Below are 20255 nucleotides of genomic sequence, written 5' to 3' on the forward strand. Positions count from 1 at the left end.
GGATCCCTGCGGGCGGTAAAGAAGCGGGATTTTAGCCTATGGGGCGGTCGCGGCCGGTTGGCGGGCGACGGCCCCGTCCTTCATCACGAACACCGGCCGCCGCAGGGCGCCGATGTCCTGCGACGGGTCGCCGGTGAAGGCCGCCAGGTCGGCGCGCAGGCCGGTGCGGATCGCGCCGAACTTCGCGTCCTGGCGCAGCACTTTCGCGGCGACGGTGGTGCAGGCCTGCAGGGCTTCGAGCGGCGTCATGCCCAGGCGCACCAGCCATTCGGGTTCGCGGAAGTTGTCGCCGTGGCGGAACACGCCGACGTCGCTGCCGCAGGCGATCGTCGTGCCGGCCTTGCGCGCGCGGGCGAAGGCGGCGGCGACGTCGCGCATGTCCTGCGTCGGTTGCGATTGGCCGGGGACGTAATGTTCGAAGTATTCGCCGTAGGCTTCGGCGGCCGTCAGCGTCGGCAACCATGCGACGTTGCGTTCGCGCATGCGGCGGAAGGTGGCTTCGGAAACGGTGTAACCGTGTTCGATCGTGTCGGCGCCCGCGTCGACGGCCATGCGCACGGCCTTGTCGGTCATCGCGTGCACGGCGACGGGGCGGCCCGAGAGGTGCGCGGCGTCGACCATCGCCTTCAATTCTTCCGACGAGAACGTCGGTTGCGTGCTGCCGTCGGCGCCGATGCCGAAGTCGGCGTAGAGCTTGATCCAGTCCGCGCCGTGTCCGGCCTGGTCGCGCACGGCGGCGATGCCCGCGTCGACGCCGCTGACTTCCTGCGCGCCACGCGGCAGTGAGAGATCGTCGCGGAAGCCGCGCGGGCCGGGGCCGTAGCTCGCGGTCGCGACGATCGCCTTGGTCGCGACGAACAGACGCGGGCCATCGATCAATCCGCTTTCGATCGCTTGCTTGATCGCGACGTCGTCGTAGTTCGCGCCTTCGGTGCCGAGATCGCGCAGCGTCGTCCAACCCGCCTGCAGCGTGTCGTGCGCGTGACGCGCCGCGCGCAGGACGCGCTCCGCCTCCGATTCCTTCAGGACCTGGTCGTTCCAGAGCGTCTCGTTGTACGGATGCAGGAAGACGTGCGAATGCAGGTCGATCAGCCCCGGCACCAGCGTCGCGCCGGGCAGGGCGATGCGTTGCGCATCGGCGGGTGCATCGACGGTGTTCACATTGCCGACAGCGACGATCGCGCCATCGCGCACCAACACGACCCACCCGGCGTGCGAGGCGCCTTCGCCGGTCCACACGCGCTCGGGCTGAAGCAGATACGTTGGCTTCGGCGCATCGGCGGCGAAGGTCTGCAAGGACAACAACGCCAGCAACACACCGAGCAAACGCCGCATGGTCAGAGCTCCAGCAAGTAGAACGTGTTGCAACCGCCGTGGCCGGTGTTGCCCATCGGCTTGGCGATGCGCTTGAAGCCGGTGCGTTCGTACAGGCGCATCGCCGCGTCCATGCCGCCGAGTGTTTCGAGATAGCAGCGTTTGAAGCCGAACGCGCGTGCGGCATCGAGCGACAACTGCATCACTTGCGCGCCCGCACCCAGGCCGCGCAACGAGGACAGGAAATACATCTTGCGCAATTCGCAGGTGTCCGCATCGCCGCCTTCCAGCGGCGCGACACCGCCGCCGCCTTCCACGATGCCGTCGCGTTCGACGACCCAGTACGCACTGCGCGGCTGCGCGTAGCTGCGGCTCATCCAGTCGACTTCGGGATCGTTGATCGCGAACCCGGCGCCGCTTGCGCCGAACTCGGGCATCACGGTGCGAATGATTTCCGCCATGCGCGCATCGTCGCGCGCTTGAATGGGTCGTACGGACAACTCAGGCATGGGCTCTCGTGGGGGCATGGCGCGCGATGCGCAGGGCGAGCTCTTCCGGCGTCAGGCCGGGAGCGAAGAGGAAGCCCTGGCCGATCTTCACGCCAAGGCGGATGAGGAATTGACGCTGCGCATCGCTCTCGATGCCTTCGGCGACCAGGCCCAGGCCCAGGCTTTGCGCGATCCCGGCGACGGCCTGGCAGATCGCGACGTCGGAGGTGTTGTGCGGCACGCCTTCGAGGAATTGCTGGCTGAGTTTCAAACCGTGGATCGGTAGGCGGCGCAAATAGTTGAGCGCGCTGTAGCCTTCGCCGAAATCATCGATGCTCAGCAACACGCCGAGCATGCGCAGGCCCGCGAAGGTCGTCAGCGTGTCGGGCGCATCTTCGATCAACACGCGCTCGGTGAATTCCAGTTCCAGCGCATCGCCCGGCAGGCCGGCGCTCGCAAGCGCTTCGGCAACCGTTTCGGCGAGATCTTCGGCCAGGAACTGGCGATAGGAAACATTCACCGCGACGCGTTCGATCGGCAGGCCTTCGTCACGCCAACGCCGCATTTGCTGGCAGGCCTCGCGCAACACCCAGCCGCCGATGCGCACGATGTCGCCGGTGTTCTCCGCATGGCCGATGAAATGATCCGGCCGCATTTCGCCCAGCGTGTCGTTGCGCCAGCGGATCAGTGCTTCGGCGCCGACGATGCGGCCCGTCAACAGTTCGACCTGCGGCTGGTAGACCAACTTGAACTCGCGATTGTCGACCGCGCGCCGCAGGTGCGTTTCCATCTGCAGGCGCTGTTGCTGCTGATCGGCGAGCGCCTGACTGAAATCCTGCCAGCCGTTGCGCGCGCGGCGCTTGCTGTCGTACATCGCGACGTCGGCGTTCTGGATCAGCAATTGCGGGCGATCGCCGTGTTCGGGCGCGCGCGCGATGCCGATGCTCGCGGTGATCGTGAATTCTTCGCCGGCCATGCGGAAGGCGTCGCCGAAGGCCTCGAGGATCGCGGCCGCGAGACGTTGCGGACGTTCGGGATCGTCGCCGGTCAGGCACACGACGAGGAATTCATCGCCGCCGAACCGCGCGATCAGGCCTTCGGTCGCCACGGCGCGCTGGATGCGGCGCGCGGCGCTCGCGATCACCTGGTCGCCGGCTGCGTGGCCGAGCACATCGTTGACGACCTTGAAGCGATCCAGGTCGATGTAGAGCACCGCGACGTCGGAATGCGAGGGATCCGACAGGCGCGCTTCGAGTTCCTCCAACACCGCATCGCGGTTGAGCAACATCGTCAGCGGGTCGGTGCGCGCCTGCACGCGCAGGGTTTCTTCGGCCTGCTTGGTTTCGGTGATGTCCTGGAACGTGCCGGTCAGGCGCGTGCCCGTGGGATCGGCGGCTTCGGATTCGCCGATGATGCGGATCCACAACGTGTGGCCATCGGCGCGGATGCCCTGCAGGTCCATCTCGAAGCCTTCGCCGTGCTCGACCGCACGCGTGAGCGCATCGTGGAAGCGCTTGCGTTCGGTTTCGCGCAGGCACGCCTGCAACTCGCTGATGCTCGCCGACGTGCGCGCCAGGCCGAGCATGCGCTGCGCTTCGCCGGTGAGATAAACGTGCTCGCTGTTGGCGTCCCATTCCCAACCGCCGACGTGCGCCAGGTCCTGCACGCGATCGAACAGCGTGATGTCGCGCTTGAACGCAGTGACATCGGAGAACAGCGACAACACCTGTTGCGGGTGATCCTGCCCCGGCGCGAATTGCGGCACCGAGGTGATCGACAGCCAGATCAGCCGTCGCGTGGCGAGATTGAGGAAGCCGAGCACCGTGCTCGGCGAAATCGTACCCGTGCGCAGAGCGCGGAAGGACGGCAGTTCCTGGTCGTCGAGTTCCTTGCCGTGTTCGTCGAAGATGCGCCAGTGGTCGAGCGCGAGTTCTTCCACGAGGCTCGCGCCCTTGGGAATGCGCAGGATGCGCATCGCCGCGGGGTTGGCGTACGCGACGCGGCCATCGGCTTTGCGAACCAGGATGCCCTTGTCGATCACTTCCATCAGCTCGCGATAGCGGACTTCCGCTTCGTGTCGCTTGCTGAGGTCGCGCGCGACCGCAACGATGCGCGTCTCGCCGCCATCGTCGAACCCGGCCGAGTGCACTTCGACGGGGAAGCGCGTGCCGTCGGCGCGCATGTTCGTCACTTCGACGACGTAGGTGCCGCCGCGATTGAGGACTTCCCACACCGGCGCGAGATGGTCGCGCGGCAGGTCGGGATTGAGGATGTCGATGTTCTTGCCGACGATTTCGCCGCGCGGCCGGTTGTACGCCGCGATGCCCGCCTTGTTGAGGTCGAGCACGGTGCCTTCCCAGTCGAGGATGCTGACCGGGTCGGGCACCGCGTCGAACAACGCGCGGAACCGATTGCGTTCCACCTCGAGCGCCGCGTTCGCGGCCTGCAGCGCAGCCTCCGCTTCGGCGAGCTTCCGGCGGAGCGCGCTGTCGTTCACGCCGCCGCCCGCGCCTGGGTGACCTTGCTGCTGCTCGCGCGCCCCAGCAGGGCGGCGAGCCATCGGCCGGTGTCGACCAGTTGGTCCAGGTCGATGCCGGTCTGCATGCCCATGCCGTGCAGCATGTACACGACGTCTTCGCTCGCGACGTTGCCGGACGCGCCCTTCGCGTAGGGGCAGCCGCCCGTGCCCGACACGGACGAATCGGCCACGCGCACGCCTTCTTCCAGGCATGCGAGCAGGTTGGGCAGCGCCTGGCCGTAGGTATCGTGGAAGTGCACGGCGAGCGCGTGCATGGGCACTTCCTGCGCGACGGCGCGCAACATCGCGCGTGCCTTCGCCGGCGTGCCGACGCCGATCGTGTCGCCGAGCGAGATCTCGTAGCAGCCGAGCGCATGCATGCGCTTGGCGACGCGCACGACGTCTTCGACCGGCACTTCGCCCTGGTACGGACAACCGAGCACGGTGGACACGTAGCCGCGCACGCGCACGCCGTCGCGGTTCGCGCGTTCGAGCACGGGGCGGAAGCGTTCGATCGATTCGTCGATCGTCGCGTTGATGTTCTTCTGGTTGAAGGCTTCCGACGCGGCGGTGAAGACCGCGACTTCATCGGCGCCGACGGCGCGCGCGCGGTCGTAGCCCTGTTCGTTCGGCACCAGCACCGGATAGCGCACGCCGTGCTTGCGCGTGATGCCGGTGAAGACTTCGGCGGCGTCGGCGAGTTGCGGCACCCACTTCGGGCTGACGAAGCTGGTGGCTTCGATCGTCGAGAGGCCGGACGCCGTCAGGCGATCGATCAGTTCGATCTTCGCCGGCGTGGGGACCAGCGTCTTTTCGTTCTGCAGCCCGTCGCGCGGGCCGACTTCGACGATGCGGACGAAATCTGCGGACATCACTCGGTTTCCAGCGTCACGAGGACGGCGTCGGCGTCGACGAAATCGCCGGCCACCGCGCGTACTTCACCGATGCGCCCGTCGCGCGGCGCCTTGAGGCTCAGTTCCATCTTCATCGCTTCGATCACGAGGACCTCGTCGCCTGCGCGGACCTGATCGCCCGCGCGGGCCTTCACGACCACAACGCGGCCGGGCATGGGCGCGAGGACACGGTTGCCGCCGTCGCCGGCCACGCCGGCATCCCGACGATACACCTCGACCGGCTCCAGGCGCAGGCGGCGCAGGCCGTCGTGGGCCACGGTGCGCTGGGCGTCGAGGTCGATCGTGAAACGACGGCCTTCGCCATCGATGCGAGCGCTCAAATCGTCGCCGTCCAGGCGGGCGCCGGCGACGACGTGGGTCGTGCCGTCGTGTTCGATGCGGTAGTCGCCGCCGCTGCCGTGCGCGGCGAGCACCAGGCGCTCGCCGCGGTGCAGGAAGGCCAGGTCACGCTTGCTCGCATGCCCGAGGCGCCAGCCATCGGCGATGGCCCAGGGCGAGGTCGGATCGCTCGATGCGGCGGCGGCGCCGCGCGCGGCGGCTTCCTGCGCGAGCAACTGCGCGGTTGCAGCGGCGAGCAGCAGGCCGCGGTCGACTTCCGTCGGCGGCATGAATTCATCGAGATGGCGATCCAGGTACGCGGTGTCGATCGTGCCGCCGACGATGGCGGGGTGGCGAACCAGGCGTTCGAGGAACTCGATGTTCGACTTCGGCCCGCCGATCTCGCACTGCGCGAGCGCATCGCGCAGGCGGGCGAGGGCGGACGCGCGATCGGCGTCGTGCACGATGAGCTTGGCGATCATCGGGTCGTAGAAGATCGTCACCGTGTCGCCGGCGACCACGCCCGAATCGATGCGCACATGTGCATCCGGTTGCGGGAGTCGCAGGCGTTCGAGCTTGCCCGAGCCGGGCAGGAAGCCGGCTTCCGGGTCTTCGGCGTACAGGCGCACTTCGATCGCGTGGCCGTCCTGGCGAATTTGTTCCTGCGTGAGCGGCAGGGCATCGCCCGCGGCGACGCGCAGCTGCCATTCGACGAGATCCAGGCCCGTGACGAGTTCGGTGACCGGATGTTCGACCTGGAGACGCGTGTTGATCTCCATGAAGTAGAAGCCGGTCGGCTTGCCGTCTTCGTCGGATTCCACGATGAATTCGCAGGTGCCGGCGTTGACGTAGTCGATCGCGCGCGCGGCCGCCACGGCGGCATCGCCCATCTGCTTGCGCAGTTCGGGCGTGAGCAGGATCGACGGGGATTCTTCGAGCACCTTTTGATAGCGGCGCTGCGCCGAACACTCGCGTTCGTTGAGGTGCAGCGTACTGCCGTGCGTATCGGCGAACACCTGGATTTCGATGTGGCGCGGGCGCGTGACGTAGCGTTCGAGCAGCACGCGGTCGCGGCCGAAGGCGTTGCGCGCTTCGCGTTGGCAGGATTCGAGCGCGGGCAGGAATTCATCGAGCACGCGCACGATGCGCATGCCCTTGCCGCCGCCGCCGTGCGCGGCCTTGATCATCAGTGGGAAGCCGATGCGCGCCGCTTCGCGCGCGAGCAGGTCGGGCGATTGGTCGACGCCGGTGTAGCCGGGAACGACGGGGACGTTCGCGGCCTGCATCAATTCCTTCGCGCCGGCCTTGCTGCCCATCTTGCGCATCGACGCCGCGCGCGGGCCGATGAACACCAGGCCCGCGGCTTCGACCGCGTCGGCGAAGTCGGCGTTCTCGCTGAGGAAGCCGTAGCCGGGGTGGATCGCCTGCGCGCCGGATTTCTTCGCGACTTCGAGGATCGCGTCGCCGCGCAGGTAGCTGTCCTGCGGGCGCGAGCCGCCGATCGGATACGCGGCGTCGGCCAGGCGCACGTGCTGCGCATCGGCGTCGGCCTCGGAGAACACCGCGACGGTGCGGATGCCGAGGCGACGGCAGGTGCGGATCACGCGGCAGGCGATTTCGCCGCGGTTGGCGATGAGGACCGTATCGAACATCAGGTTTCCGTCCAGGCGGGTTTGCGCTTGCCGAGGAAGGCCGACAGACCCTCCTGGCCTTCGGGCGAAACGCGGAGCGCGGCGATGAGCGCCGCGTTCTGTGCATCGATGGTGTAGGCGTCGTGCGTGTTTGCAATGCGACGTACGAGGAACTTCGCGGTCGATGCGGCCACGGGGCCGGCCTGCATCAGGAGGCTCACCTGCTGCGCGACGGCGGCGTCGAGCGCGGCTTCATCGGGGACGACCTGGTGCACCAGGCCGATGCGATGCGCTTCGTTCGCGTCGAACCGTTCGGCGGTGGCGAACCAGCGCCGCGCCTGGCGCGCGCCGATCGCGGCGATCACGTAGGGCGAGATCACCGCGGGCAGTAGCCCCAGGCGCGCTTCGGTGAGGCCGAAGGTGGCATTGGCCGAGGCAATGGCGATGTCGCAGCAGGCGACCAGGCCCACGCCGCCGCCGAAGGCTGCGCCGTGGACGCGGGCGATGGTCGGCTTCGGGAGTTCGTCGAGCGTGCGCATCAGGCGCGCGAGCTTCAGCGAGTCGTCGCGGTTGGCCGCCTCGCTGGCCGTGGCCATGTCGCGCATCCAGTTCAGGTCGGCGCCCGCCGAGAACGAGGCGCCGTCGCCTTCGAGCACGAGCACGCGGACGCCGGGGTCGCTGCCGACCTCCTCCAGCGTGGCCGTGAGATCGGCGATCAGGGCGGCGTCGAACGCGTTGTGCAGCTGCGGCCGGGCCAGGCGCAGGCGGGCGAGGGCGCCCTCGCGGAGCAACTGCAGGCTGTCGCGCATCGGGCCGTCCGTCAGGGAAAGGAGCCGAATGATAAGCCGGCCCGCCGCAGTGGTATTCTTGAGAACAATTCCTATTTGCCCCGGACACCCCCCAACGTGAGGCTGACCGACCTGCCGCGCCGCATCGCCGCCGCCGTCGAACGCGTCGAAGACCACGCGCCGAACGACGCCATCGCGCGCCGACTGCGCGAACTCGGCTTCGTGGCCGGCGAATTGGTGGAAGTGGTGGCCTCCGGTCCGCTCGGTGCCGAACCCTTGCTGGTCCAGGTGGGTTTCACGCGCTTCGCGCTGCGTCGCGCCGAAGCGCACCGCATCGTGGTGCGTCGCGACGAGGCCGCCGCATGAGTGCCGCGCACGCCGTTCCGTTGCGCGTCGCGCTCGTCGGCAACCCCAATTGCGGGAAGACGGCGCTGTTCAACCTGCTGACCGGCAGCCGGCAGAAGGTGGCGAACTACGCCGGCGTGACCGTCGAGCGCAAGGAAGGCCGCTTCCACGCGCCCTCGGGCCGCTCGTACGCGCTGCTCGATTTGCCCGGCGCCTACAGCCTGCATGCCGCTAGCCTGGACGAAGCGATCACGCGCGATCTGTGCCGCGGCTTCTATCCCGGTGAACCGGCGCCCGACGTCATCGTCTGCGTCGTCGACGCCACCAACCTGCGCCTGCATTTGCGCTTCGCGCTCGAAGTGCGCGCGCTCGGCCGGCCGATGGTGCTCGCGGTCAATATGATGGATGCGGCCAAGCGCCGCGGCATCGAAGTGGATCTGGCCAAGCTCGAACGCGAGATCGGCGTGCCCGTCGTCCCGACGATCGCCGTGCGTCGCAACGGCGCGCAGGCGCTGGTGTCCATGCTCGATTCGATGTCGGCCAACGCGCAGCCGCCTGTTTCGACGGCCGCCGATGTCGATCCGGATGCGTTACATGCCGAAACGCGCCGCCTGCTGTCGCTCGCGGTGACGATGCCGCGCCGCACGGCGGAGATCGATGACGCGCTCGATCGCTGGCTGCTGCATCCGATCCTCGGGATCGTCGCGTTCGCCGTGGTGATGTTCCTGATCTTCCAGGCTGTGTATTCCTGGGCGACGCCCTTGATGGACGGCATCGACGCCGGCACGGCCTGGCTCGCGGGTTGGGCGGAGGCCACGTTGCCGGAAGGTCCGCTCAACAGCCTGATTTCGAAGGGCATCATCGCAGGCGTCGGCGGCGTGATCGTGTTCCTGCCGCAGATCCTGATCCTGTTCCTCTTCATCCTCGCGCTCGAGGAATCGGGCTATCTGCCGCGCGCGGCGTTCCTGCTCGATCGCTTGATGTCGAAGGCCGGCCTCTCCGGGCGTTCGTTCATTCCGCTGCTGTCGTCGTTCGCCTGCGCGATCCCCGGGATCATGGCGACGCGCTCGATCCAGGATCCGCGCGATCGCCTGGCAACGATCATCGTCGCGCCGCTGATGACGTGTTCGGCGCGCTTGCCGGTGTATGCGCTGCTGATCGGCGCGTTCATTCCCGCGCGCAAGATCGGGTGGTTCAACCAGCAGGGCCTGGTGTTGTTCGCGCTGTATGTCGCGGGCATCCTCAGCGCGCTCGCCGTGGCGTGGGTCATGAAGAAGTGGCGTCGCGACAAGAGCGAGCATGCGCTGATGCTGGAACTGCCGTCGTACCGCATGCCGCATCCGCGCGATCTCGCGCTCGGCCTGTGGGAGCGCGCGGCGATCTTCCTCAAGCGCGTGGGCGGCATCATCCTGGCGATGACGGTGCTGCTGTGGGTGCTGCTGTATTTCCCGCACGGCGGCACGGACGTCACCAACAGTTTCGCGGGGCACATCGGTCGCGCGATGCAGACCGTGTTCGCGCCGATCGGCTTCAACTGGCAGATATGCATCGCGCTGATCCCGGGTTTGGCGGCGCGCGAAGTCGCGGTGTCGTCGCTGGCGACGGTGTATGCGCTGCAGGCGGCGGACGATGCCGCGGCGTCGGCGGCGTTGTCGCCGATCATCGCGAGCGGCTGGTCGCTCGCGACCGCGTTGTCGCTGCTCGTCTGGTACATCTACGCGCCGCAGTGCTTGTCGACGCTGGCGACGATCAAGCGCGAAACCGGATCGTGGAAGCAGATGGCGATCAGCGCCGGGTATCTGTTCGCCCTGGCGTACCTCGCGTCGCTGGTGACGTACCAGGTCGCGGTTGCGATGGGAGGCGGGTGATGCACGCGGGGATCGTCGCGCAGTACGTCGTCGTGGGTGTCGTGGTCGTCGCGAGCGGCGCGTTCGTTCTGAATTCGCGTTGGCCCGCGGGCGTGCGCAAATTGCGCATCGCGTGCGCGGTGCCGCTGGTGCGCGAGACGCGGCCGCAGTGGATGCGCAAGCTGGGTGTGTGGATTGCGCCCGCGGTGCGCAACGCCGCCGCGTGTGGCGACGGCGGTTGCGACGGGTGTTCGTCGCACTAGGTTTCGGGCGTTGCGGGGGGAATGCGTCGCCACGGCTCGAACACGTGGATGTAGACGGCGGCACACGCCATCGCTGCAACGGCACCCACGACGGCGATGCCAGCCAGCAGGAGTGGCTCCGGTCGCGGTTCGAATACAGGCGTGGAGGCGATGGACATCGCCGCGCCCAATGCCGCGACGTCGAGATGGAGCCACCGTTGACGCCACATCGGACGCAACGCGCCCGCAATTGCGCCGGTGGCGAGGGCCGCGAGGCCTCCGTACAAGTGCGCGACGATCAGCGAAAACATGAAGCCGATCGGGATGACGACCCATTCGCCCGCATAGATCGCATACAGAACGACGAAGACCCACGCGCCGACCACCGGCCCGATCAGGCCGAACAGGATGGCGCCCTTGAACATGCGCACCGGCGTCGAATCCATGCGTCCCCCTTCGCTGGAGGACACAGTCTAGCGCCGCCGATCAGTGCCTGCGCTTGCCCTTCGCGCCCGTCGCTTCGATCATCTCGACGACGACCGAAAACGTGCGCTTCTCATCGGGCTGCAGTGCACCCACGCCGACGACCTGGCGCGCGACCTCCTCGCCACGGTCGTTCTTGATCGACAACACCATCGAATACTCGAACACGGTGTCGCCGTCGGGAGGCGAGATCGTGCCTTCGATCTGCAACGGCTGGATCGCCGTCTTCGCGCGTGCGAGCGCGGCCTCGTCGTAACGCAGGTGGCCCCGGCAGGCGGGGCACACGCTGGCGCTTTCGAGGATCGTCGCCTTGCAGTGGGGACAGGTGCGCGTGGCACCTGCCGTTCCAGGGCGCGCGGCACTCATGCTCAGGCGTCGTCGCCCTTGCGGCCGGTCTTCTCGTCCCAACCGAATTCGACCGAGCCGCGCATGCGCGAACCCGCCGCGACGGTGAACGAGGCGGCCTTCAGATCGCCGTTGAGCACGCCGCTTTCGAGCAGTTCGACGCGCTGCGCCATTTCGACGTTGCCGTCCAACTCGCCCGCGATGATGATCTTCTGCGCCTTGACGCCACCGGTGAGCTTGGCGCCCTTCTCGATGGTCAGGTCGCCTTCGACGTTGACGTCGCCCTTGAACTGGCCGGCGATGCGCACGTGGCCGGTGCCGTGGATCTTGCCTTCGATGGTGAGGTCGGCGGCGATCACCGATTCGCTGATCTGGCGCGCGGCCGGACGCGGCGCTGCAGGCGTCGGCGACGGAGCGGGCGCGGCGGCGGCAGGCGTCGGCACCGACGTGACTTCAGGCTGGAAGCGCGCCGGCTCCGACGTCGGCGGCGGGTTGCCGGTGGCGGGCTTGGCGGGCGCCTGATCTTTCCAAAGGGCCATGGGCTGGAGTCCTGCTGCTTTGAGGGAACCCGGAGGCTAGCACTCGTCACGCGCCGATGACGCTGCCTCTTGGGGAGCGATCTTCAGGCGCGGGACAGGTAACTTTTTTGCGTCGCGCATTCATCGGTGCGCGCGATCACATTCGCGCGCCGAACGTGCGACGCACGACTCACATGCGGAAAATGCCGAACCGCCCCTTTTCGATCGGCGCATTGAGCGCCGCGGCGAGCCCGAGGCCCAGCACGCGACGCGTATCGGCCGGATCGATGATGCCGTCGTCCCACAAGCGCGCGCTCGCGTAATACGGATTGCCCTGCGACTCGTACTGGTCGCGGATCGGCGCCTTGAAGGCTTCTTCCTCGTCGGCCGACCAGGACTTGCCCGACGCTTCGATGCCGTCGCGCTTCACCGTCGACAACACGGAGGCTGCCTGCTCGCCGCCCATCACGCTGATGCGCGCATTCGGCCACATCCACAGGAAGCGACCGCCGTACGCGCGGCCGCACATCGCGTAATTGCCCGCACCGAAGCTGCCGCCGATCACCACGGTGAACTTCGGCACGTGCGAGCACGCCACCGCCGTCACCATCTTCGCGCCGTCCTTCGCGATGCCCGCGTTCTCGTACTTGCGGCCGACCATGAAGCCGGTGATGTTCTGCAGGAACACCAGCGGGATGTCGCGCTGGTTGCACAACTCGATGAAGTGCGCGCCCTTGAGCGCGCTCTCGGAAAACAGGATGCCGTTGTTGGCGATGATGCCGACCGGATAACCGTGGATGTGCGCGAAGCCGCATACCAGCGTCTTGCCGTAGCGCGCCTTGAACTCCTGGAATTCGCTGCCGTCGACGATGCGCGCGATCACCTCGCGGATGTCGAACGGGCGGCGCGTGTCCTTCGGCACGATGCCGTAGAGCTCCTCGCTCGCGAACAGGGGCTCGCGCGAAGGCTGCGTCGCCACCTGCACGGTCTTGCTGCGGTTGAGGTGCGCGACGAGGTTGCGCGCGATCTGCAGCGCATCGCGATCATCTTCGGCGAAGTGGTCGGCCACGCCGGAGACCGACGTGTGTACGTCCGCGCCGCCGAGCGATTCGGCATCGACGACTTCGCCCGTCGCCGCCTTCACCAGCGGCGGGCCGCCGAGGAAGATCGTGCCTTGCTCGCGCACGATGATCGATTCGTCGCACATCGCCGGCACGTACGCGCCGCCCGCGGTGCACGAGCCCATGACGACGGCGATCTGCGGGATGTTTTCCGCGCTCAGCCGCGCCTGGTTGTAGAAGATCCGGCCGAAGTGTTCCTTGTCGGGGAAGACTTCATCCTGCAACGGCAGGAACGCGCCGCCGGAGTCGACGAGGTACACGCACGGCAGGTTGTTTTCGCGCGCCACTTCCTGCGCGCGCAGGTGCTTCTTGACCGTCATCGGGAAGTAGGTGCCGCCCTTGACCGTCGCGTCGTTGGCGACGATCACGATTTCCTGGCCGTGCACGCGGCCGATGCCGGCGACGATGCCCGCGGCGGGCGCCGCGCCGTCGTACATGCCTTCGGCGGCGAGCGGTGCGATTTCGAGGAAGGGCGAGCCCGGGTCGAGCAGGGCGGTGATGCGATCGCGCACCAGCAGCTTGCCGCGCTCGGTGTGCTTGTCGCGCGCCTTGGCGCCACCGCCTTCCGACACGCGCTGCAAGCGTGCGTCGAGTTCTTCCACGAGTGCGCGGTGATAGGCCGCGTTGTCCTGGAAATCCTGCGAGCGGGGGTCGAGGCTGGAGACGAGTGCGGGCATGTCGCTTCGCTTGGAGTGCAATGCCGTGAAGGATAACCGGCCGTGCCTCGCCTTCGCCGGATTCGGGCCGCCCAAAAAGAAACCCGCCTTTCGGCGGGTTTCGGGTCTTGCTCGAAAAATCGAAGAATTACTTCTTCACTTCTTCGTTGGCTTCGGTCGCGGCGGCTTCGGCCGAACCGGCGACGTCCTTGGCGGCTTCGGCCGTCGACGCGGCGGCGTCGGTGGCGGCAGCGGCGGCGGTGTCGGTGGCTTCGGTCACGGCAGCGCCGGTCTCGGCAGCGGCTTCACCGGTGGCGGCGGCAGCGGCGTCGACGCCTTCGGCGGCGGCGGTGCCAGCAGCGTCGGCGGCGGCGGCAGCCTGGTCGCCAGCGGCGGCGGCGGCGTCGGCAGCCTGGGCGGCTTCAGCCTGGGCGGTCGGGGTTTCGTTCTTGCAGGCCGCGAGAGCGAGGACGCCGGCGGCGAGGAGGACATAGAGCTTCGTGTTCATGGAATCTCTCCTGGAGGAGTTGTCTGAAGGATGCTAACGGGTCAGGCAACGCCAGTGCGCGTGGCAGTCCGGTCGCGTTTCGGCCGGCTTCATTCGTTCACTGACTACGACTGCTGGTCTAACAAGAAAAAGCCGCCGGCGAACCGGCGGCCTTCGCATTGTAACCACAATTCAGCCCCGTGAAGGCCAGCGTGAATGCGGGGTACGACTGGCGATCCCGATTACTTCTTGGCGGGGGTCGTGGCGTCGTTGTTGGTCTTGGCATCGGCCGAGGCAGCGGCTTCTTCAGCCGAGTCCTGCGCCTGTTCGGCGGCGTCGGCCGCGTTCTCGGCGGCGTCGGCAGCGTCGTCGGCGCCGGTCGCGGTCGGGTTGGTCGCAGCAGCGTCGGCCTGCGTGGCAGCGGCGTCGGCGGCGGCAGCGGCCGTGTCGGCAGCGGCCTGGGCCGAGTCGGCGGCAGCGGCGTCGCCCGTGGCGGCGGCGTTGTCGGCGGCCTGCTGGGCTTCGCCCGCAGCCTGACCGGCTTCGGCGGCGGAGTCGGCAGCCTGTTCCTTGTTCGTGCACGCGGCCAGGGCGAGACCCAGGGCCATGGCGAGCAGAGCCTTATTGATGGTGGACATGTGTTTCTTCCTCGTCGTTAGGATGGGCAACGCGCTTTGCGCGCCAATATCAATCTCAACCGGCGGTTGTCGCGTGTCAAGTGTCTTGGCCGGAAACTTTCAGCTTCGTCGTTCTACTCTTCACGCAAGTTCGACGGCTTCACGCAATTTCAACAGCGATGGCCGTCGCTTCACCACCGCCGATGCACAGAGCGGCAACGCCACGCTTGCCACCACGCGCTTTCAACGCATGCAACAAGGTGACGATGAGGCGGGCACCGCTGGCACCGATCGGATGACCGAGTGCAACCGCGCCGCCGTTGACGTTGAGCTTTTCGTGCGGGATGCCGAGCTCGCGCATCGGCGCCATCGCCACGCACGCGAACGCTTCATTGACTTCGAACAGGTCCACCTCCTCGGCCTTCCAGCCCGCCTTCCCAAGCACGTTCGCAATCGCAGTCACCGGCGCGGTGGTGAACCACTCCGGCGCTTGCGAATGCGTAGCGTGCGCGACGATGCGTGCGAGCGGCGTGAGGCCGCGTTTAACGGCTTCTTCAGATGACATCAGCACGGTCGCGGCGGCGCCGTCGTTGATGGAGGAGGAGCTTGCGGCGGTGATCGTGCCGTCTTTCTTGAACGCAGGTTTAAGCGTGGGGATTTTCGCGGCGTCGATCTTGCCCGGGCCTTCGTCCGTATCGATCGTGACATCGCCCTTGCGGCCGGCGACGACGACGGGAACGATTTCCGCCTTGAACGCGCCCGACTGCACGGCGCCCTGCGCGCGACGCACGCTCTCGGCCGCGTACGCATCCTGCTCTTCGCGGGTGAAGTTGTATTTGCCGACGCACATCTCGCCGAACACGCCCATCGCCTGGCCGTCGTAAGGATTGACGAGGCCGTCGGTCTGCATGTGGTCGAGCATCGTGACCGCACCGAACTTCGTACCGGTGCGCGAACCGTTGAGCAGGTGCGGCGCGTTGGTCATCGACTCCATGCCGCCGGCGACGACGACATTCGCCGAACCGGCCTTGATCAGGTCGTGCGCAAGCATCACGGCTTTCATGCCCGAGCCGCACACCTTGTTGATGGTCATGGCGCCGGCGGCGGTCGGGATGTTCGCGCCGATGGCGGCCTGTCGTGCGGGCGCCTGGCCGAGGCCGGCGGGCAGCACGCAGCCCATGATCACGTCGTCGACCTGGTCGGGCGCGACGCCCGCGTGGTCGAGCGCGCCCGAGATCGCGGCGGCGCCGAGGGTCGTGGTGGGAACGCCGGTGAACTGGCCCAGGAGGGCGCCGATGGCGGTGCGCTTGGCACCGACGATGACGATGTCGGACATGGTGGGGATTCTCGGGAGGGCAGGCCGGCAAGGTGGTGCCGGGTCGGTCCCGATTCTAGGTCCGTTTGTTGCAGTGCCGCAAACCTCACGGTCTGCGGTCAGAACTTCCCGTCGAACAACTCCCGCCCAATCAACATCCTGCGGATTTCGTTGGTGCCCGCGCCGATGGCGTACAGCTTGGCATCGCGCAGGATCCGCCCGGTCGCGAACTCGTTGATGTAGCCGTTGCCGCCCAGGGCCTGGATGGCCTCGAGGGAGACCTGCACCGCGGCTTCGGTGGCGTGCAGCAGGCACGCGGCCGAATCGATGCGCGACTTGTGCCCCGCGTCGAAATCGCGACCCACTTGGTAAGCGAACGCGCGCGAGGACTGCAGCGCCGTGTACATGTCCGCGATCTTCGCCTGCATGATCCCGAACGTGCCGATCGCTTCGCCGAACTGCTTGCGCTCGCGCACGTAGGGCAAGGCGATGTCCATCGCGGCCTGCATCAAACCGATCGGGCCACCGGTGAGCACGAGGCGCTCGGTGTTCAGGCCCGACATCAACACCTTGACGCCCTTGTTCACTTCACCGAGGACGTTGTCCTTCGGAATCTCGCAGTTCTCGAACACCAGCTCGCACGTGTTGGAACCGCGCATGCCCAGCTTGTCGAGCTTCTGCGCCGTGCTGAATCCCTTCATGCCCTTTTCGACGAGGAAGGCCGTCATGCACGCGCTGCCCGCATCCTTGCCCGCGGTGCGCATGTAGACGATCAGCACGTCGGCTTCGGGGCCGTTGGTGATCCACATCTTGTTGCCGTTGGCGACCCAGACATCGCCGCGCAATTCGGCCTTGCACGCCATCGAACCGACGACGTCGGAACCGGCACCCGGCTCGCTCATCGCGAGCGCGCCTTTCCATTCGCCGCTGCACAGCTTCGGCAAATACTTCTCGCGCTGCGCCTGCGTGCCGTTGGCGTAGAGGTTGCTCACGCACAGGTTCGAATGCGCGCCGTACGACAGACCGACCGAACCCGATGCGCGCGAGATCTCTTCCATCGCGACCAGGTGCGCCAGGTAGCCCATGTCGCTGCCGCCGAGTTCGCCCGGCACGGTCATGCCGAGCAGGCCCATCTCGCCGAGCTTCAGCCACAGATCCTGCGGGAAGACATTTTCTTCGTCGATCTTCGCCGCGCGCGGCGCGATTTCGGCGTCTGCGAAGCGGCGGACCGCGTCGCGCAGTGCATCGATGTCTTCACCCAGCGGAAAAGCGCGCATTACCGACCTCGTCTTAGTTCTGGTGGAACAGCCCCTTTAGTAAAGGGGCGCCGCGACAGCGGCGGGATTTGGCCTGCAAGCCCCGGGGCCCAAAGTTTGCCGAAGCAAACTTTGGGGGGCGTTGATTCCGCAGGAATCAATGCCCGCGGATGCGGCCCTGGAAGCGCGGCTGCGCGCGGCCCAGCGGCAGCTTGAGCTTGCCGATCGCGCTGATGCGCTCTTCGGCGAGGCGGTCGGCGGCCTTGTAGGTCGGGATGCCGTCGCGGTCGGAGATTTCATAGATGCGCGCGAGGTTGTGGTAGATCGTGCGCATCATGCGCATCGCGCGTTCGCGGTTGTAACCGTCGATCTCGAGCGACACGTTCATGACGCCGCCCGCGTTCACCGCGTAGTCCGGCGCGTAGACGATGCCGCGCTTCTCGACTTCATCGCCGATCTGCGTGTTCGCCAGCTGGTTGTTGGCGGCGCCGCAGATGACCTTGGCCTTCAGGCGGGGCAGCGTCTGCTCGTTGACCGTCGCGCCCAGCGCGCACGGCGAGTAGACGTCGGCCGGCACGTCGTAGATCTCGTCCAGGCCCACGGCTTCGGCGCCGTATTCGCTGACGGCCTTGTCGACGAGCGCCTTGTTGATGTCGGTGACGAAGATCTTCGCGCCGCGTTCCTTCAGCAGCTTCACGAACTCCATGCCCACGTGGCCGAGGCCCTGCACGGCGTAGGAGTACTTGCCGACTTCTTCGTCGCCGTACTTCTTGTTGAGCGTGGCCATCAGGCCCTGCAGCGTGCCGTAGGCGGTGAACGGCGAGGGGTCGCCCGAACCACCGTGCACCTGGTGCACGCCGGTGACGTACTCGGTCTCGCGGTACACGAATTCCATGTCGTTGACGTCGATGCCGACGTCTTCGGCCGTGATGTAACGGCCGCCGAGCGATTCGACGAACTGGCCGAAGGCGCGGAACAGCGCTTCGGACTTGTCCTTCGCCGGGTCGCCGATGATGACGGCCTTGCCGCCGCCGATGTTCAGGCCCGCCACCGCGTTCTTGTACGTCATGCCGCGCGAGAGGCGCAGCACGTCGTTGAGCGCGTCGGCCTCGGTCTTGTACGGCCACATGCGCGTGCCGCCCAGCGCGGGGCCGAGCACGGTGTTGTGGATGGCGATGATGGCCTTCAGGCCCGCATCCTTGTTGTGGCAGAACACGACCTGTTCGTGGCCGTAGGTGTCGAGGGTTTCGAAAATCATCGGGAGCTCCGGTCGTGCGCCGCCTGCATGCGCGTGATACGCGTCACAGGGACACCGACAAGTCGAGGTAAGTCGTTGAGAATCCTGGAGACTGCGGGCGAGGAGCGCGGCGTGGCGCCCTCCGCAGGCGGCGCAGTCTACTCCAATCGCCCGGATCGGTCCCGTGTCGGCACCGCTACACTCGTCTTCACGACTTCATTCTCATAACCCCCGGGATCGACCGATGGAACCGCAGTCCCTGCAGGCTTGGCAAACCGCCGAGCGCCTGCTGAACGCGCAACAGACCGCACAGGCGCGCGAGGCCTACGCGGCCCTCGCCGAAGATCCCGAGATGGCGCCCATGGCGCACCTTCGACTGTCCCTCATCAATGGACGCGAAGGCCGGCTGCGCGACGCCACTCATCACGCCCTGAAAGCCTGGGAAGCCCGGCAGTCCGACGCCGACCTGCTCGACATGATCGCCAAGCGCCTGTACGCCGTGGGCGAGATGGAATTGGCCGCGAGCGTTGCGACCTACGACAGCGTATTGACCGCCGGCACCCCGACGATCCACGCCGACCTCGGCAAGCTGATGTCGTTCGCGTACCTGCCGAAGCAAGCCCTGCAATTGGCGCAACGCGCGCTCGAACTCGGGATGGAGACCGCGCCGATCCACCACCTGATCGGCACGTCGCTGCAGCAGACCGGCGACCTGGACGGCGCCGAAGGCGAATTCGAAGCCGCGCTCGCCGCGCACCCGGATTACGCGCACGCCGCGTGGGCGCTCGCCACGCTGCGCAACTGGACGCACGCGAACAACCATGTCGAACGCCTGCGCGCCGACGTGGCCCGCGTCGGCGAAGCACACGCCGAATCCGCGCTGTTCCACTACGCGTTGTTCAAGGAACTCGACGACCTCGGCGAGTACGCGCAAGCGTGGCCCATGCTCGAAACCGCACTGCGCCTGCGCCGCGCGACGATGCGCTACGACAACGCCGATACGCAGGCTTTGTTCGCGTATCTCGGAACGCTCGATGCGGGCACGTCGACGTTCGAACCACGCGAAGGCGACCCCACGCCGATCTTCATCGTCGGCATGCCGCGCTCGGGGCAGACCTTGCTTGAACAAAGCCTCGGCGCGCATTCGCAAGTCGCCGCCGGCGGTGAGTTGCGCGAGTTCACGCAACAACTGCGCTGGATGGTCGATCGACAAGGCCCGCCGCAACCCGACGTGTGGTTGGCGAAGGGCGCGGCGAACATCGACTTCGCCGAACTTGGTCGTCGCTACCTCGACCATGTGCGCTGGCACACGCAGGACAAGCCGTACTTCACCGATGCGCTGCCGGTGAATGCACTCAACGTCGGCTTCATCGCCCGCGCGCTCCCGCACGCGAAGTTCCTGCACGTCACGCGCGACCCGATGGACACGTGTTTCTCGAGCCTGAAAGAACACTTCCCCGGTTTCTACGGCCACACCTACGACCAGGGCGAGATGGCCGAGTACTACAAGGGCTATCGCCAGTTGATGGCGCATTGGCGTCGTCTGTATCCGGATCGCATCCACGATGTGCGGTACGGCGAGTTGACGATCGACCCGCGTCGCGTGGCGGAAGACGTGCTCGAATTCCTGAGCTTGCCGTGGGAAGACGGGGTGGTGCAGGAAGCGCCGCGTGCGAAGGGGAAGGGGGCTTGGCGGAATTATGAGGGGCAGTTGGCGCCGTTGAAGAAGGCGTTGGGGTCTTATGGGTATTCGGCTCGCGATTGAGGGCTCGATCCCCCTCAATCGCGCTTTGCGCGATTGATCCCCCTTGGAAG

19 protein-coding genes are annotated in these 20255 nt (G+C 67.1%); 4 read left to right on the forward strand and 15 right to left on the reverse strand.

What is annotated here, in order from left to right:
- Positions 1-36: 36 nt before the first annotated feature.
- From GN331_RS08965 to GN331_RS08990, 6 genes are read right to left on the reverse strand one after another with little or no spacing between them, the layout of a single operon-like run.
- Entirely contained in the window at positions 37-1335 is a 1299-nt protein-coding gene (locus GN331_RS08965; RefSeq protein ID WP_156641627.1) for a metal-dependent hydrolase family protein, read from the reverse strand.
- Positions 1336-1337: 2 nt separating this feature from the next.
- Positions 1338-1775, reverse strand: coding sequence for a GNAT family N-acetyltransferase (locus GN331_RS08970; protein ID WP_231734436.1), 438 nt, complete (start codon positions 1773-1775; stop codon positions 1338-1340).
- Positions 1776-1815: 40 nt separating this feature from the next.
- Complete coding sequence (locus GN331_RS08975) at positions 1816-4299, reverse strand: sensor domain-containing protein (RefSeq protein WP_331713430.1); 2484 nt, start codon at positions 4297-4299, stop codon at positions 1816-1818.
- Positions 4296-5192, reverse strand: coding sequence for a hydroxymethylglutaryl-CoA lyase (locus GN331_RS08980; RefSeq protein WP_156641630.1), 897 nt, complete (start codon positions 5190-5192; stop codon positions 4296-4298). Before GN331_RS08980 ends, GN331_RS08975 begins: the two co-directional genes overlap by 4 nt.
- Positions 5192-7204, reverse strand: a complete 2013-nt coding sequence (locus GN331_RS08985) for an acetyl/propionyl/methylcrotonyl-CoA carboxylase subunit alpha (protein ID WP_156641631.1) — start codon at positions 7202-7204, stop codon at positions 5192-5194. The genes GN331_RS08980 and GN331_RS08985 overlap by 1 nt, the downstream gene beginning before the upstream one ends.
- Positions 7204-7992, reverse strand: a complete 789-nt coding sequence (locus GN331_RS08990) for an enoyl-CoA hydratase-related protein (protein ID WP_156641632.1) — start codon at positions 7990-7992, stop codon at positions 7204-7206. The genes GN331_RS08985 and GN331_RS08990 overlap by 1 nt, the downstream gene beginning before the upstream one ends.
- Positions 7993-8088: 96 nt before the next feature.
- Between GN331_RS08990 and GN331_RS08995 the strand changes: the two genes are divergently transcribed.
- The 3 genes from GN331_RS08995 to GN331_RS09005 are packed head-to-tail and all read left to right on the forward strand — an operon-like array spanning position 8089 to position 10426.
- On the forward strand, positions 8089-8337 hold the full coding sequence (locus GN331_RS08995; protein ID WP_331713432.1) for a FeoA family protein: 249 nt from the start codon (positions 8089-8091) through the stop codon (positions 8335-8337).
- The gene (gene feoB, locus GN331_RS09000) at positions 8334-10184 is read left to right on the forward strand and encodes a ferrous iron transport protein B (RefSeq protein ID WP_156641634.1); all 1851 of its coding nucleotides are present in this window, start codon (positions 8334-8336) and stop codon (positions 10182-10184) included. Before GN331_RS08995 ends, feoB begins: the two co-directional genes overlap by 4 nt.
- The gene (locus tag GN331_RS09005) at positions 10184-10426 is read left to right on the forward strand and encodes a DUF6587 family protein (protein ID WP_156641635.1); all 243 of its coding nucleotides are present in this window, start codon (positions 10184-10186) and stop codon (positions 10424-10426) included. Before feoB ends, GN331_RS09005 begins: the two co-directional genes overlap by 1 nt.
- Here GN331_RS09005 and GN331_RS09010 read toward each other — a convergent pair.
- From GN331_RS09010 to GN331_RS09050, 9 genes are all read right to left on the reverse strand, one after another.
- Positions 10423-10851 carry a hypothetical protein gene (locus tag GN331_RS09010; RefSeq protein WP_156641636.1) on the reverse strand — a complete coding sequence of 143 codons (429 nt, stop codon included), beginning with the start codon at positions 10849-10851 and terminating at the stop codon, positions 10423-10425. The genes GN331_RS09005 and GN331_RS09010 overlap by 4 nt on opposite strands.
- Before the next feature lie 40 nt (positions 10852-10891).
- Positions 10892-11254, reverse strand: a complete 363-nt coding sequence (locus GN331_RS09015; RefSeq protein ID WP_156641637.1) for a hypothetical protein — start codon at positions 11252-11254, stop codon at positions 10892-10894.
- A 2-nt stretch (positions 11255-11256) separates the two neighbouring features.
- Positions 11257-11772, reverse strand: a complete 516-nt coding sequence (locus tag GN331_RS09020) for a bactofilin family protein (RefSeq protein WP_156641638.1) — start codon at positions 11770-11772, stop codon at positions 11257-11259.
- 169 nt (positions 11773-11941) lie between these two features.
- A complete protein-coding gene (locus GN331_RS09025; protein WP_156641639.1) occupies positions 11942-13549 on the reverse strand; it encodes a carboxyl transferase domain-containing protein in 1608 nt (535 codons plus the stop codon).
- A gap of 127 nt (positions 13550-13676) precedes the next feature.
- Entirely contained in the window at positions 13677-14036 is a 360-nt protein-coding gene (locus GN331_RS09030; protein WP_156641640.1) for a hypothetical protein, read from the reverse strand.
- Positions 14037-14257: 221 nt separating this feature from the next.
- On the reverse strand, positions 14258-14653 hold the full coding sequence (locus GN331_RS09035; RefSeq protein ID WP_156641641.1) for a hypothetical protein: 396 nt from the start codon (positions 14651-14653) through the stop codon (positions 14258-14260).
- A gap of 139 nt (positions 14654-14792) precedes the next feature.
- A complete protein-coding gene (locus tag GN331_RS09040; protein ID WP_156641642.1) occupies positions 14793-15968 on the reverse strand; it encodes a thiolase family protein in 1176 nt (391 codons plus the stop codon).
- 98 nt (positions 15969-16066) lie between these two features.
- Positions 16067-17224: an isovaleryl-CoA dehydrogenase gene (locus GN331_RS09045; protein ID WP_156641643.1), complete on the reverse strand. Its 1158-nt coding sequence runs from the start codon at positions 17222-17224 to the stop codon at positions 16067-16069.
- Positions 17225-17360: 136 nt separating this feature from the next.
- The gene (locus tag GN331_RS09050; protein ID WP_156641644.1) at positions 17361-18461 is read right to left on the reverse strand and encodes a Glu/Leu/Phe/Val dehydrogenase dimerization domain-containing protein; all 1101 of its coding nucleotides are present in this window, start codon (positions 18459-18461) and stop codon (positions 17361-17363) included.
- Positions 18462-18684: 223 nt separating this feature from the next.
- On the opposite strand from GN331_RS09050, the gene GN331_RS09055 reads away from it, so the two are divergent.
- Positions 18685-20205, forward strand: a complete 1521-nt coding sequence (locus GN331_RS09055) for a tetratricopeptide repeat-containing sulfotransferase family protein (RefSeq protein ID WP_156641645.1) — start codon at positions 18685-18687, stop codon at positions 20203-20205.
- Positions 20206-20255: the final 50 nt, after the last annotated feature.

This window comes from Noviluteimonas gilva, from assembly GCF_009740395.1.
GTDB classification, from domain to species: Bacteria; Pseudomonadota; Gammaproteobacteria; order Xanthomonadales; family Xanthomonadaceae; genus Noviluteimonas; species Noviluteimonas gilva.